Consider the following 14,382-nt stretch of genomic DNA (forward strand, 5'->3'; position numbering starts at 1 on the left):
CCCGGCCGCGCTTGAGTACACTGTCCCCGAGCTTCCAGTCGAGGATCGTCACCATGGACATTGAAGTCACCCCCACAGGACAGGCTTGCGGCGCCAGCGTGACCGGCGTCGACCTGTCGCAGGCGCTGACCGGCGAGCAGGTAGCGGAGTTGCGGCGCATCTGGCTGGAACACCAGGTACTGGCGTTTCCCGGGCAGACGCTGTCGGACGACGACCTGGAACGCTTCACCCGCTATTTCGGCCCCTTTGGCGAAGACCCCTTTATCAAGCCGATCTCCGGCCGGGAGAATGTCATCGCCATTCGCCGCGACGCCGACGAGACTTCCAGCCTGTTCGCCGAGAGCTGGCATTCCGACTGGAGTTTTCAGGCAGCGCCACCCGCCGGCACCTGCCTCTACGGCTTGCGCATACCGCCGGTGGGGGGCGACACCCTGTTCGCCAACCAGCAGCTGGCCCTGCAACGGATGCCGGCTGAACTGCGCGCCCGGCTGGAGGGCCTGTGGGCGGTTCACTCGGCGATGGGTGGCTATGCCCCGGACGGTCTCTATGGCGACCAGGACAAGGCCGCCGGCCGCAGCATGGCGATCGAGCCGAGCGAGTCGGCTCTCGCCACCCAGCGACACCCGCTGATTCGCCGGCACCCGGAGACGGGGGTCGAGGGCCTGTTCAGTTGCCTGGGCTATATTGTCGGCTTCGAAGGCATGGCGCAGGATGCCGCGCTCGAGCTATTGACCGAGTTGCTGGCCTGGCAGACCCGCCCCGAGTTCATCTACCGTCATCGCTGGCAGGCCGGCACCCTGGTGATGTGGGACAACCGCGCGGTCCTGCACCGGGCCACCGGCGGCTACGAGGGCCATGACCGCCTGTTGCACCGCACCACCATCGGAGCCCGGGATACGGCATAGCGCGGCGGAAGCCGGGCCTTGGCCCGCCTCCGGAATAGCCGGGCTCGCGCGAGGAAATGGCGCGATCGTGGCTTGAATGGCCGCAAGGTGTTGTGAACTGCATCAACAATCGTCGTCATTGAGTCACCACACGGCCTTGACAGACGTATAATGCGCCGCATGTCTTGGTCGTATTCCATAATCAATTCGCTGCGGACCGGTATCGGGCTATTGGCGGCCTGCCTGCTATGCGCCGCCGCCGCAATGGCCGAACCGCCCCCGGCCCAGGCGGCGGAGGCCGGGAGCCCGGCGCTGTCAATCCGCCTGGCGGATGCCCTGGCGGGTATGCGCATAGAGTCCGGCTGGCGCTTTCAGCCCGGCGACAACCCCGCATGGTCGAGCCCCGGCCACGATGATTCCGCCTGGCGCCAGGTCGATTTCCCGCACCGCTGGGGACCGGCGGACGCCGATCCGGGGGCCCGCTACTTTGGCTGGTACCGGCTGCACCTGCGCCTGGAGGATCGGGGGCGGGCCGGGGATCTCGAGCACCTTGCGGTTCGGCTCGGCTCAATGCTCAGCGCCTACGAATTCTATGCCGGCGGCAAGCGGCTGGGCGGTGCCGGCCGCCTGCCCCCGGATGACCGGCCGGGTATCGACTACAACCGCGAGCGCGTGCTGACCATACCCGCCTCCGCCATTGCGCCCGATGGAAGCCTGGTCCTGGCTCTGCGCGTATGGGCCGGCAACGAGTCCCTGTTGCAGCACTTCGGCGGCGGGGTCCACGGCGGCCAGTTCCAGATCGGGCGCCTCAGCGACCAGCTGCTGTCCCTGACCGTTCACCAGATGCCGGCCCTGCTCGTCAGCGTGATCTACCTGGCCTTCGGTTTCTATTTCCTCTACCTCTACACGCGCGCCCGCGACTTGCACAGTTTCCTGTGGTTTGGCGTCGCCGCCCTGATGATCGGTCTTTATGGCCTGCTGGTCACCGAATGGCGCTACCTGCTGGACTGGAACTTCCCGACCTACAAGAAAGCCGAACTGGGCCTGGTTTACCTGCTGCCGGCGCTGTCGATCCAGGGTGTCTGGACCATGCTGGACGAACCGGTGGGGCGTTGGCTGCGCGCCTATCAGGTGATCTCGGTGCTGCTGGCGGTTGTCCTGGTGCTCGCGCCGGGGCTGGATCTCAACGTGTCGACCCTGCACGCCTGGGAGTTATGGGCCCTGCTGGCCCCGCTCGGCGTGTTGTGGCTGTTGGTGCGGAAGTTGCGCGCAGGACACGAGGAGGCGCGCACCCTGGTGGTGGGGGCCGGCCTGTTTATTGCCACCTGTGTTCACGACGCCCTGATCGACTTGATTCGCCTGGATTCGCCGAGAATCCTGCCCTGGGGTTTTCTGGCCATCGCCGTGACCATGGCGATATCCCTGGGCAACCGCTTTACACGCATGTTGAATCACCTGGAAGAGGAGGTGGCGGAGCGCACCGCCAGGCTCACCGAGGCCAATCACCGGCTGTTCGAGGCGGCCCGGATCGATCCCCTGACCGGCGTCAACAATCGACGCGGCTTTTTCGCCGCCGCCGAGTCGGAGGTGGGGCGCGCCTTTCGCGGTGGCCGCCCGTTCAGCGTGGTGCTTGCCGATGTCGACCACTTCAAACCGGTCAACGACCGTCTCGGTCACGCCTGCGGGGACCATGTACTCACCTGCCTGGCCGGGATTTTGCGGCAGGCGGTGCGTAAATCCGACCTGGTGGCGCGCTGGGGTGGCGAGGAGTTTATCTTGTTGTTGCCGGAGACCGATGCCGAGGGCGCCGTCCTGCTGGCGGAGAAGATCCGCCGGCAAATAGCCGGAAGCACGATCGATTACGGCGATGCCAGCCTGCAACTGACCATGACCTTCGGCGTGGCCGAGCACCGGCGGGGTGAGAGCCTCGACAGCTGCGTCTCCCGCTCCGACGAGGCCCTGTATCGGGGCAAGCGCGAGGGCCGCAACAGGGTCGTGGCCGCCAGCCACATCGAGATCGCTCCCGATCAGGTTAGCGCCAGCGAAACCTGATTGCGACGCTGCCACCCAGCCGCATGCTGGACTCGCGGTGTCAGCTGCGACCGGACCTGGACGGCCAGTAGGGCAGTGAGAATGCCACGGCGACACCGGCCACCGATAGCCAGCCCAGCCAGGCGACGAGCCCCACGTCCCAGTGCGGGCGCCGTATGCACAGGGCCAGTGCGAAAACCAGCAGCAACCAGCCGCCGGCGCGCAGCGCGCGCCGGCGCGGTGCCGGCAATGCGCCGCCCAGTACCTGTTTGGCGTGACGGGACATGGCCAGGGCCAGGGCGAGAAAACCGAGCAGGGCGCAGCACAGTATTGCGCCGTTATCCGGGATCATGTGGCGGCCCCCGGTGACAGCAAGTAACCCAGGCTCGCACAGGTCGCGGTCGCGACCGCCAGCCCCCACCACGCGGTGCGCAGGCGCCGGACGGCGAACACCCAGACAATGACCGCGGTGTAGAGCGCAAAGCTCAACATGGTGGCGGCGGCAACCGCCTCGGCGCGGGGCAGGGGCCAGACCAGGGCGGCCAGGACCGTCGCCGCCGAGGTCAGGGTATAGCCGCCGAGCGCGGCGGCCACAACCCGCATTGCGACCTGCCGGCGGTAGTGGAAAGCGGGTTGCGAATGACGCATTACAACGCCTCCGCGGCCAGCGAGCGACCCGTTCCCGTCGCGGCCGCGCCGGCCCGCCGCTGCCGCGTGCGGCGTCCAACCTTGATGGCCGCCCAGGCAAAAATCCCCCCCAGGGCCAGGACTGTCAGGTCGAAGCCCGCCAGCACCCAGTCTCCCGCCGCCAGCGTGGCCACCAGGTGTTTGTCGGTGGTCAGCGCATTGAGCAGCGGTAGCAGGGCATAGGCGCCGGCCGCCAGCCACAGCAGTTCGGTCCAGGCCTTGCGGGTATCGCGGAAATAGGCGTAGATCAGCGCTTCGCCCCAAATCAGGAACAGGCAGTTCACTTCCCAGGCCGCGCGGTCGGCGAAGTCCACCGGCAACAGGCGGTTGGCCCAGAAATAGGCCGCCACGCCCGCGGGCAGGCCGGCGATGGTCGCCACATTGAGCGCCTCCACCAGGCGGAAGCCAAAGGTGTGCGCCTGGCGCTGGCGGCGTTTTGTGGTCCACAGTACCAGGCCGGTGCCGATCATCCCGCAGCCCAGCAGGCCGGCGATAAAGTACAGCCAGCGCAGGGTGGTATCGGCGAACAGTCCCTCGTGCAGGGCGCGAAAAGTCTCGTTGGTTTTTACGCTGGGGCTCGCGGGGGCATCGAGGGGCAGGGGCTCGCCGCCGCCGGCGTGAAAGCGCAGGATCTCGCCATCGTAGAAACGCACCTGGCCGCCGAGCACACGGTGGACTTCCACCCGCGGTTCGCCGCCCCTGATCTGCCTGACGACCACCGAGGCCACCTGGCCTTCGCCCCAACTCGCTTCCGCCCGGGCGATCATCGCCGGCACCGAGGCCCGCGGGCGCGATACCGGCGCGGCGGCTTCGCGGCCCCGCAGCTCGTCGAAGAATTGAGTCACTGCTTCCGGCCCGGTGCCGTACAGCGCGGCGACGCCGGCGGGCATGTAGGTGGTCGCGAACAACAGCAGGCCACTGTAGGTGATCATCAGGAAGAAGGGCAGGGCCATGACGCTGACCACATTGTGCGCGTCGAGCCAGGAGCGCTGCCCCTTGCCGGGGCGGAAGGTGAAAAAGTCCTTGAAGATCTTCTTGTGCGTGATGACGCCGGTGACGATGGCCACCAACATCAGCATCGTGCACACACCCACCAGGTAATAGGCCAGCTGCCTGTCGATATAGTGCAGGGCGTAGTGCATGCGGTAAAGCTGGCGGCCGCCGCCGGTATCGCGGGTGGCCACCGGCTCGCGGTGCGCGCCGGTCTGCGGGTCCAGGCCTTGTTGGCCGCGCCGGCCGCGGACCTGTCCCGGTTCCGGCAGGGTTTCCCATTCCACCGCAAAGTCCCGCCACGCCCGCGGGTTGCTGGACTGGTGGGGCAGGACAATACGCCAGTAGGCGGCGCCCGGCGCCAGCTGCTCCAATTGGTCCAGGGCCAAACCGGCCAGCCTGCCATTGTCGGCCGGGGCCGGGGCCTGGCGCAGGGGCTGCTCCGGCTGCATCCAGCGGGTGATTTCGTCGTCGAAGTAGCCCGCCGTGCCGGTGACAAAGACAAAGAACAACACCCAGCCCGTGACCAGGCCGGACCAGGTGTGGAGCCAGGCCATGCTCTGGCGGAATCCCTCTTTCATCGCTTAAATTGCTTCCAGTTTGCGGTTTGCCGCGGTGGGGCGGTCCGGTCGGGTGATCATCCACGCGGGTATCTATCGGAGCGGATTGTATTGATAACGAGAATCGTTATCAACTATGGCGGTGTCCGCCGATCGCGTCGACGCCTGTACAGGGGCGCTATTTCGTGCGATTTTCACAGCCGGTTCCGGGTTGTCGATACCACGATAAAAATTGCAGGGGCGAGGAAGCGTGTACAGGGAAAAGTTGGCGGCGTTGTTGCGGTTTGACCTGGTCGAATATAACCGGCTGCTGCGCAGCGGGACTCCCGGGGGCGGCGGTCCCGCGGTGTGGGAGCGGATGTACGGTTTTCTAGTGGAGTGCGAGAGCTTTCCCTGGTCACTGCCCTGGTTTGACCGCGATTGTCGGCCCGTCAATCGCCGGCTGCACCGCCTGGCGCGACAGGCCCGTCGGGATCAACGGGGCAATCGCCTGCTGACCGCCATTCAGGCCCTGTTGTGGCCACCGGTGGTCCTGTTGTTTGCCTCCGGGCTGACGCTGCGCAATGCCGCGGCGGCCGGGCGCGGGTCCCTCGCGCTGTGGCTGGAATGCCTTGCGTTCGCCGTGAAGCACAATATCGCGCCATCCGAATACTACTTGCTGCGTATCTTTGCGCGCCCGGAGGGAACAAGCGCCGGCGAGTACTTGCAGCAGCGGGAAAAGGCCGCGGTTCACCGCCTTCTGCAACCGCCCGCCGGGCAGATGGACTGGGTCATCGACAAGCGACGCTTCTGGTGCGTGGCGGGTGACCTGGAATTGCCCGTGGTGCCGGTGCTGGCGACGTTTGAGTCGGGGCGGCGGACGACTGGAGACGGAGCTCTGCCGCGGCGGGACCTGTTTCACAAACCCCTGGGCGCTTTTGGCGGGGAAGGGGCCGAGTGTTGGCGCTACCTGGCTGAAGGGGACCATTGGCAGCAGGGTGAGCACCGCCTGTCGGAAGCCGGACTGCTGGCCCATTGCGCGGCGGCGGACAGCATTCTACAGCCCAGGCTGCTCAGCCACGGGAGTTTGCGGGAGCTGATGGGGGATGCCCTGGGCACGGTGCGTATCGTGACGCTCCGGCGGGCGAGCGGCGACATCCAGGTACTCGCCGCGGTACTCAAGCTGCCCGCCAGCGAGGTGGCCATCGACGCCTATTGGGCCGGAGGCCTTGCCGCGCCCGTTGATTGCGACACGGGAAAGCTGCGGGCCGCGACTGCCCGGGATTTGTGTCGCGGCAACTTTAGCCACCACCCCGAAACGGGCGCGGTTATTGCCGGGCGGCGGGTGCCGTACTGGCGAGAGGCACTGTGCGTGGTGAAGCGCGGCCACGCGGGCCTGGACCAGCTGACGTCCCTGGGTTGGGACGTCGCCATTACCGGGGACGGCCCCGTGGTGATCGAAGCGAACACCGGGTGGAATTTCGAATTGATGCAAGCCGCCGGCGGCGGGCCGCTCGGAACCGGTGTGTTTGCGGAATGGGCAGCCGGCTGGCTGCCCGGGGAGGCCCGGGACGGGGCCCTCGCTAAGGCGCGGGCCCCGGATACCGGAACCCGCGTAGATCCCCGGCCATCCGGAACGGATTGACCGGGGGCGGAGCTAGCGGCCGAGGAACAGCAGGGCCTCGGTGTCGGCGGTCGCGCCGCCGCGGGCGCCGGCGCCGCGATCACCGTTGGTGAACAGCAGGATGCCGTGCTCCGGGCTGTTGCCGGGGAACTGACCGTAGTCGGTGACTTCCATCGTGCCCAGGCCGCCGCCGGGGATGTCGTCCGCGCTGCCGACAAAGCGCTCGCCGTAGGGTGTCACGGTGAGGCCCTCAACCAGGTCCCCGGGACCGCCATAATAGAAGTCCTGGGCCTGCACAGCGACATTCACCGGTGTCGTCAGCAGGTCCGCGCCGCTCAACCCCACCTGCTCGGCACAGACAGTCAGTACCGTGTTGGCGGTATTGGTGGCGTGTTCGGCGAAGAAGAATGCCGACGCCTCGCCGCTGGTGAGGTTCAACGCCCAGGCCACCTGGCGACCGTCGCTGATGGTGCCCAGGCCCGAGAGGTCGCGGTTCAGTATCGCGTAGTCATCCGTGCCATCCCGGTCGGTATCCAGGTACACGATATGCGATACCGGCAGCAGATGCTGCTGGCGCTCCCAGGTGTTGATGGCGAAGGTCCACACAAAGGACGGCTGCGCGGAGCAGAATCCGGCGCCCACGGGGAAGGTGTTGATTCCCACCGCGCGGATGTCGGGGGTGGGCGATTGCTCGCCCTCGCCGCCCTCGGGCTGGTTGTCGCTGAGGGCGATCAGGGCGTAGGCGTCGTTCTGCGCCGTACCCTTGCCGAGATTCCTCAGCCGCACCGAATCGCCGCCACGCCAGGTGTTGAGGTGGTTGCGGCCGGCCACTTTCGCCGCCTTGCGCGGCAGCACATGCCAGGGGATGTGGATGGCGTGGATGCCGTCCCGGAAGGCGATGTAACCATCGTACTCCATCGCCGTCAGCGCGGCCGGGTTGGCACCCTCCGAGCCGGAATTCATGCTGTTATCCGGCAGGTGATCGCCGCGCAGTCGCAGGGTGACCCGCACGTTGGCGTGGGCGCCCGGGCGCAGTCTGACATTGCTGGGCGACACCGAGATATCCACCGCGCCGCTGGCTTCATCGTCCGCGTAGCGGAAGGTCGGTTCGACGCTGAAGCGCAGGGTATCCCCCGAGGTGTTCTTCAGCATCACCGTCTTGTGCAGGGTCTGCACATTGCGGTCGACATCGTGGTAGCCGAAGCTCAGGGAGGCCTGGCCGGTGTCGCGGTCGTAGGCGATGGCCGGTGCATACACCGACTCGTCCACCCGGACCTCGCCGCCGCCGATGCGGGTGATCGGCGCCAGCCCGGAGGCGGGGTCGGTCAGGATATCGGTATAGCCGGTGTTGACCAGGCGCGCCTTGACGTGGGCGGGGGGCGTCCCCGGCGACATCTGCAGCAGCTGGGCAGCGGCGCCGGACACCATTGGCGCGGCGCCCGAGGTGCCGCCGAAGGGACCGGTGTCGATACCGCTGCCGGCGATGGCGGACACCGAGGCGCCCGGGGCGCCGATCTCCGGCTTGATGATGTGCCGCGTGTCGTGCTGCGGTCCGCGGGAGGAGCTGCCCACCATGGTGCCGACCAGCGGTATGCCGTTGTTGGGGTCGACCGTCAGGGTTTCGCCCAGCTGGGCCTTGAAGGCGTTGGAAACCGCCTGGCTGACCATGTAGCCGGGGATGTCGATGGGGCGGTCGCCGCCGTCGCCACCGCTGAAGGGGTCTCCCGGCGCCACCAGGCCGATGATGCCGATGGCGCCACCGGCCTGGCTGACATTGCTGATTTTAAGGCTGAAGTTGCAGGCCCCGCGATCGATCAATACGGTGAGGCCGCTCAGGTCGCCGGCGAAGGGCGCGCAGCCGTCGAGGTTGCCGCCGGCGCCGTCACCGTATTGCAGTGCGCCGGAGACGACACTTGTGGGCGCCACCGACCAGGGCTGGAAAACCGCCGAGTACTGTTGGTCGCCGACCTCGAGCACGGGTTGCACCGCCGAGGGCACATTGGTCTGGGCCACCGACAGCGCCGTCGGCGCGCTGGAGGGCGTGCCGGCGATGAAGGGCTTGTCGCCGCCGTTGCCCGCCGATGCCACCACCAGGATGCCGAGGTGGGAGGCGTTGTCGACGGCCGCGGCCAGGTCGTCATCGAAGGGTTGGCCGTAGTCCGACCCCAGGGACATATTGAGAATGTCGAGGTGGTCGGAGGGGTCGCCATCCCCGTTGGGGTCCGCGGCCCACTCCACGGCCTGTACCAGCCCGACGCCGGAGCAGGAGGTGGAAACCGAGGAACAGGCCTTGAGGGCGTAGAGATCCGCCCCCGGGGCCACGCCGAGCAGCCCGGCGATGATGTCCGCCACGTGGGTGCCGTGCCCGGCCGCGGGGCCGTCGTCCAGTGGATCGGGGTCGGGGAACAGGGGGTCGCCGGTGGTGCCCCAGGTGCTGCCGACGAAGTCGTAGCCGCCCACCACCTTGGCGGTGGGGAAGCTGCCGGCCTCAATCACCGAGGGGTCGTCGTTGTTGTAGTCGTCGACGTTGCCGGATCCTCCGAGCGCGGCGTGGTAGTAGTCGATACCGCTGTCGATCACGCCGACCCGGACGCCGGTGCCGTCGTAGCCCATGTTCTGCACCGTGGTGGCGCCGATATAGGGCACGGTCTCAGGCAGGTGCTTCTTGTACTCCTTGACCCGGTTGATACTGAAGACATCCGGGTCCTCGGCGAGGGCCGCGATCTGCGCGCCGTCCACTTCCATCAGCACGGAGTTGATCACCATCTGGGTGCGCGCAAACACGCGATTGCCCGGCGCCATACTCTGTGCCCGGGCGATGAAGTCACTCTGTTTGCGTATGAGTTGCTGTTTGTAGGCCATGCGGCTGGAGCGGTTGGTCTTGTCGCTGGCCGCCACTGGCGCTTCCTTCAGCCTGACGATTACCGTCTGCCGCCCGCTGGCGGCGTGCAGTTCGGGATCGACCACCGTTCGCGCCTCGGTGCGCGTGGAAACCGGTGCGTCGAGTCGACGTTGTTCAAGCCGGGTGTTGGGGGTGTTGTCTCCGCGTTGTGCTATACGTGCTTCCAGGCTGCTGGCGGCGTTGGTCACGATCGATGGCAAACCCGCCGCCACCGCCGTGAGACCGATCGCCCACGCCAGTCTTTTCCCCTGAACAGGCATGGCTCTTCCTCCACTAAAGTAGACTTTTGATTTTTTTCGGCCGGTGGCCGGGTACAGGAAAAGTAGTACAGCCCCGGGTGCGCGTCGGTTAATTTCGCGCCTTATTCCGCATTCGTTTTAGAGGCAGTTTGGAAAGCTTTTTTTATGCTTAAAAATGATTGAAAAGCGCTAAAAAAATAGAATATACGACGATTTGGTTATACCGCCCCGCGGGTTCCACAATGCACCCCGGTTGTTCGGAATTGGCTTCTTTGGTTTAGCATTGGGCCTCAGTTGAGTACACTCTTGCGCCAATGACAGACAACGCAGAACACAGATACTGGATGCGACAGGCGCTCGAGCTGGCGGATGAAGCCGCCCGCCACGAGGAGGTGCCCGTGGGCGCGGTTGTGGTGCGCGACGGGGAGGTGCTGGGCCGGGGCTACAACCAGGTGATCTCCGCCGCGGATCCGACCGCGCACGCGGAGATCGTGGCCCTGCGCGCCGCCGCCCGGGCCGCGGGCAACTACCGGCTGCCGGGTGCCGTACTCTACGTCACCCTCGAGCCCTGCACCATGTGCGCCGGCGCCATGGTGCACGCGCGCGTCTCGCAGCTGGTATTCGGCGCCGAGGAGCCCCGGGCCGGCGTGGTCTGCAGCCGTGGCGCACAGCTCGACGAGGCCTGGTACAACCACCGGGTGACGTGGCTGGGGGGGGTGCTGGCACAGGAAAGCGCCGACAAGCTGCGCCAGTTCTTCCGCGCGCGCCGCTAGCGGCCGCGTCGACCACTCTCGTTACCGCGGCGCAGTTGCGTCTGCCCGCGTTCCGCGCTGCCGTCGGGGCAGTCGAATTCACCGGCCGGTACACCGCCCCGGCCAGATTGAGGCCGATGTTCGTGCCTGCGGCGGTTCGATGACGCCGCCGGACTCGAGGCGCAGTTCAACTATATATCCCCCCACCGCGCGACCCTGTTGGCGAGCTATGGCTACAATAACGCGCGGCCGAGCGTCGCGTTCCGATACCAAGAGAATCGAGGAGTGAATACAATGCCAAGCTTGCAAGCCCTGGGCAGTGCCGTGGCCGCCGCGCTATTGTGCGGCTCACTCGCCGCCTCCCCGGTCCAGGCGGGCGATGACGCCTTCACCATCGCGGTTATCCCCGACACCCAGAATTACCTCGATTACACGCACCAGACGGCGGAGGGCTTTCCCTTCGATGCCAACGCCATGTTCATTGAGCAGATGCGGTACATCGCCGACAACCTGGAGAGCGAGGGCGGCGACATCGCCTTCGTCACCTCCCTGGGTGACGTGTGGCAGCACCAGACCGAAAAGATGGACCCGGAGCACCGGGCGCGGGGTTTCGAGGCGGTGCCCAATCCGCTGTTCGACGGCCACTTCGCTCCCACCGAGAAGACCCGCACCGTGGAAATGCCCAAGGCTCACGAGGGATTCTCGCTGATCGCCGGCAAGGTGCCTTTTTCCGTGGTGCCGGGCAACCACGACTACGACGCCATGTGGACCGACGCCGGGCACCCGCCGGCGGCCGAGTTCAACCCGCGGGACTGGTCCAGCCTGGGCGTGCTGCACCCGGGCGGCCTGGATAATTTCCGCTCGGTGTTCGGCGCGGAGACGGCGTTTTTCAAGGGCAAGCCCTGGTACGTGGCCTCCCACGACGGCGGCGCGGACAGCGCGCAGGTCTTTACCGCCGGCGGCTACCGCTTCCTGCACATCGGCCTGCAGTTCGACCCGCCGAATGACAGCCTGGCGTGGGCGGCGCGGGTCATCGCCCGCTACCCGGGCCTGCCGACCATTGTCTCCACCCACGACTACCTGAATACCCAGGGCGAGCGGAAGGCCAACGCCCTGATCGACGGGCATAAAGTGGACCCCGTTCACAACAACCCGCAGATGCTGTGGGACAAGTTCCTCAGCCGACACGACCAGATTTTCCTGGTGCTGTGCGGCCACCAGCACGCCCAGGCCGCCCGGGTGGACGACAACGCCGCGGGCAATCCGGTGTGGCAGTTGTTGTCGGACTACCAGGACCGCCACCAGACCCTGGTCGATGTCGGCTACGAAATGGGTGACATGCCCGTGGGCGTCGGTGATGGCTGGTTTCGCATGCTCGAGTTTGACATGAGCGGCGACGAGCCCCGCGTGCACGTGCGCACCTACTCCACGCATTATGACGTACGCAGCAGCGACCTGGCGGAGTACGCCGACTGGTACCGGGAGAAGGAAAAGCCCGGCGAGAGTGTGGAGGAATTCCTCGCTGGCGATGACTTCGTTATCACCCTGGAAGGCTTCACGGCGCGTTTTGGCGCCGGCACCCCGGAGAAAGTGGCAGCGGCCGCTACAGCGCCCTGAAGCGCACACCCCTGAGCTGCTCCGGCAGGTAGTCCTGCACCTGCTGGGGCGGTGCGGGCTGGTCCACCGGGCTGGCCTGCCATTGGAGAATACTGTAGTAGTGGCGGATGTTCTGCACGTAGGTCACCGCCTCGCGGCCGCGGGCGTAGCCGTAGCGGGTGGTGCGGTAAAACTGGCGTTTTTGCAGTAGCGGCAGGCGCGCCATGACATCGCTCCACTGATGAGGATCGCCCCCCTGGCGGTCGGTAATCACCCGCGCGTCCTCCAGGTGCGCCATGCCGATGTTGTAGGCGGCCAGGGCCATCCAGGTGCGGTCCGGTTCCAGGATGTCGGCTGGCAGGCGGCGCTGGATATTCTTCAGGTAGCGGGCGCCGCCGCGCAGGCTTTGCAGGGGGTCGAGGCGATCCTTGACCCCCATTTCCCGGGCGGTGGGCGAGGTGAGCATCATCATGCCGCGGACCCCGGTGGGGGAGGTGGCCAGGGGGTCCCAGTGGGATTCCTGGTAGGCGATGGCCGCCAGCAGGTGCCAGTCCATCTGGTACTCCTCGGCCACGCGGCGGATCATGTCGCGGTAGGGGGGCAGGCCGCGGCTCATGTTGCGGGCGAAGGTGTGGGAGTCGATACGGGAAAGTACCGCGGCGTGGCCGAAGTGCTGTTCGCGCATCTGCTCCAGCTGCCCGCTGTCGCGCAGTGCGCGAATAAAGCGATCCACCTCCGCTTTTAACCGTTCACTGCCGGGGCCGGGGGGCATGTACCACACCATCGGTTGCTCGTCGGCCAGTTCAAAGGCCACCGCCAGGCGCGGGTAGAAGCTTTGCTGTACGCTGAATTCGCCGGAGTCCACGATGGCCAGCGCGCCGTCGCCAGCCTCCAGCATTTCCAGCAGCTCCATCGAGTCCGCGCCCTCCACGTCGCGCCACTTGAGCTGCGCGTGGCCGCTCGCGCGCAGGCTGCGCAGCGTTTCGGCATGGCTGCTGTCGCGCAGTACCAGCAGTTCGCGCTCGCCGACGTCCTCCAGGCTGCGGGGCCTGGCGTTGCCGGTCTTGTAGATCACCACGGGCGCCTGGCTGGCATAGGCCTCGGAGTGCGCGAAGTCGGCCTCCCGGCGGGCGCTGAGGCTCAGGCCCGCGGCGGCGATGTCCGCCTCGCCCCGACGCAGGTGGGTAAATAGCGCTTCGAGGCTGAAGGCCGGCCGCATCTTCAGCTCCACGCCCAGGTCCTCGGCAAACAGCTGCGCCAGGTCGTACTCGAAACCGGCGGCGCCGTTCTTGTCCAGGTAATAGGTGGTGGGGCTGTTGCGGGTGGTGACCACCAGCTCGCCGCGCGCCAGGACCCGGTCCAGGCGGTCGCCGTCGGAGCAGGCCGCGCACAGGGAGATCAAGGCCGCGGCCAGCAGGGTGCGGGCCCTGGAAAATCGGCTATTCATTGCGCGGAACTGGAGACCTCGAGCGGAATGGGTGGGTCGCGCCTGCTGCCCCCGGGTTTGTCAAGTGCCACATAGCGCCCGAAGGCGGTCCGCCTGTTGACTATAGACTTCGCGGGCCTCTTCAACGGATGGCAGGGCATTCCCTCCCTCACTCTGGACCTTGGCAAGCCAGTCATTCCAGATTTCGATATGGTCAACCAGAAGTGGTAGCAGCAGGGCATTGTATTGCAAATGTCCGACCGTGGCGAAATTGGTCGCGATCATGAGCCGGAGCGCGGCATGCAATGCCTCGATATCCGATTCCAGTTGCGCCGCCAGGTATTGGAGTTGATTGTCGAGAGCGGGAGGATTGGCGCCACTCAAAAGGATTTTTAGCAGTGGTTCGGATTCCAGCCGGATTCTGCCCTCGGTGCCCTCCAGCCACTCAGACAGCGAGCTGCGGCCCTTGGGTGTAATTCGGTATATCGAGCGAAGGCGGCCGCCTTGCTTTTCCCTGCGAGAAGTGGCCAGGTTGTGATTGACGAGATTCTTGAGTTCCAGGTAAATCCGGCTTTCGGTGCGTGGCCAGACAGTTTGAAGGGCGCTTTTTCGAATGTGTTTTGTGAGCTCGTAGGCAGACCATGGCCCGCGAGCAAGTACGCCCAGGATGGTGAAGCTGGTATTGGTCAGTTTGGCCAATGTCTTTTATATC

The 14,382-nt window shown here is 66.4% G+C and carries 11 protein-coding genes; 5 read left to right on the forward strand and 6 right to left on the reverse strand.

The annotated features are described in order from the left end of the window. The first annotated feature begins 53 nt into the window (after window positions 1-53). Window positions 54-905 carry a TauD/TfdA dioxygenase family protein gene (locus JYP50_RS05950; protein WP_206559566.1) on the forward strand — a complete coding sequence of 284 codons (852 nt, stop codon included), beginning with the start codon at window positions 54-56 and terminating at the stop codon, window positions 903-905. A gap of 243 nt (window positions 906-1,148) precedes the next feature. Continuing rightward, window positions 1,149-2,936, forward strand: coding sequence for a sensor domain-containing diguanylate cyclase (locus JYP50_RS05955; protein WP_206559567.1), 1,788 nt, complete (start codon window positions 1,149-1,151; stop codon window positions 2,934-2,936). Window positions 2,937-2,976: 40 nt separating this feature from the next. Here the strand turns inward: JYP50_RS05955 and JYP50_RS05960 are convergent, their stop codons facing one another. The 3 genes from JYP50_RS05960 to JYP50_RS05970 are packed head-to-tail and all read right to left on the reverse strand — an operon-like array spanning window position 2,977 to window position 5,173. Continuing rightward, window positions 2,977-3,267, reverse strand: a complete 291-nt coding sequence (locus tag JYP50_RS05960; protein ID WP_206559568.1) for a DUF3325 domain-containing protein — start codon at window positions 3,265-3,267, stop codon at window positions 2,977-2,979. Beyond that, window positions 3,264-3,563 (reverse strand): DUF3649 domain-containing protein, encoded by a 300-nt coding sequence (locus tag JYP50_RS05965; protein WP_206559569.1) that lies wholly within the window; start codon window positions 3,561-3,563, stop codon window positions 3,264-3,266. The genes JYP50_RS05960 and JYP50_RS05965 overlap by 4 nt, the downstream gene beginning before the upstream one ends. After that, window positions 3,563-5,173: a PepSY-associated TM helix domain-containing protein gene (locus JYP50_RS05970; protein WP_206559570.1), complete on the reverse strand. Its 1,611-nt coding sequence runs from the start codon at window positions 5,171-5,173 to the stop codon at window positions 3,563-3,565. Before JYP50_RS05970 ends, JYP50_RS05965 begins: the two co-directional genes overlap by 1 nt. A gap of 229 nt (window positions 5,174-5,402) precedes the next feature. On the opposite strand from JYP50_RS05970, the gene JYP50_RS22100 reads away from it, so the two are divergent. After that, window positions 5,403-6,776 (forward strand): sugar-transfer associated ATP-grasp domain-containing protein, encoded by a 1,374-nt coding sequence (locus JYP50_RS22100; RefSeq protein ID WP_206559571.1) that lies wholly within the window; start codon window positions 5,403-5,405, stop codon window positions 6,774-6,776. A gap of 12 nt (window positions 6,777-6,788) precedes the next feature. On the opposite strand, the gene JYP50_RS05980 is transcribed toward JYP50_RS22100, so the two are convergent. Continuing rightward, window positions 6,789-9,917 carry a S8 family serine peptidase gene (locus JYP50_RS05980; RefSeq protein WP_206559572.1) on the reverse strand — a complete coding sequence of 1,043 codons (3,129 nt, stop codon included), beginning with the start codon at window positions 9,915-9,917 and terminating at the stop codon, window positions 6,789-6,791. A 293-nt stretch (window positions 9,918-10,210) separates the two neighbouring features. On the opposite strand from JYP50_RS05980, the gene tadA reads away from it, so the two are divergent. Further along, window positions 10,211-10,669, forward strand: coding sequence for a tRNA adenosine(34) deaminase TadA (gene tadA / locus JYP50_RS05985; protein WP_206559573.1), 459 nt, complete (start codon window positions 10,211-10,213; stop codon window positions 10,667-10,669). Between the two features lie 273 nt (window positions 10,670-10,942). Beyond that, window positions 10,943-12,265: a metallophosphoesterase gene (locus tag JYP50_RS05990; RefSeq protein ID WP_206559574.1), complete on the forward strand. Its 1,323-nt coding sequence runs from the start codon at window positions 10,943-10,945 to the stop codon at window positions 12,263-12,265. Here JYP50_RS05990 and mltF read toward each other — a convergent pair. Together mltF and JYP50_RS06000 are read right to left on the reverse strand one after the other, a co-directional pair. Next, complete coding sequence (gene mltF, locus JYP50_RS05995) at window positions 12,252-13,691, reverse strand: membrane-bound lytic murein transglycosylase MltF (protein ID WP_206559575.1); 1,440 nt, start codon at window positions 13,689-13,691, stop codon at window positions 12,252-12,254. The two genes, JYP50_RS05990 and mltF, sit on opposite strands and share 14 nt — an antisense overlap. 60 nt (window positions 13,692-13,751) lie before the next feature. After that, window positions 13,752-14,369, reverse strand: a complete 618-nt coding sequence (locus tag JYP50_RS06000; RefSeq protein WP_206559576.1) for a PadR family transcriptional regulator — start codon at window positions 14,367-14,369, stop codon at window positions 13,752-13,754. Window positions 14,370-14,382: the final 13 nt, after the last annotated feature.

It is taken from the genome of Parahaliea mediterranea (assembly GCF_017255185.1).
In the GTDB taxonomy this organism is placed as follows: domain Bacteria; phylum Pseudomonadota; class Gammaproteobacteria; order Pseudomonadales; family Halieaceae; genus JAFKCZ01.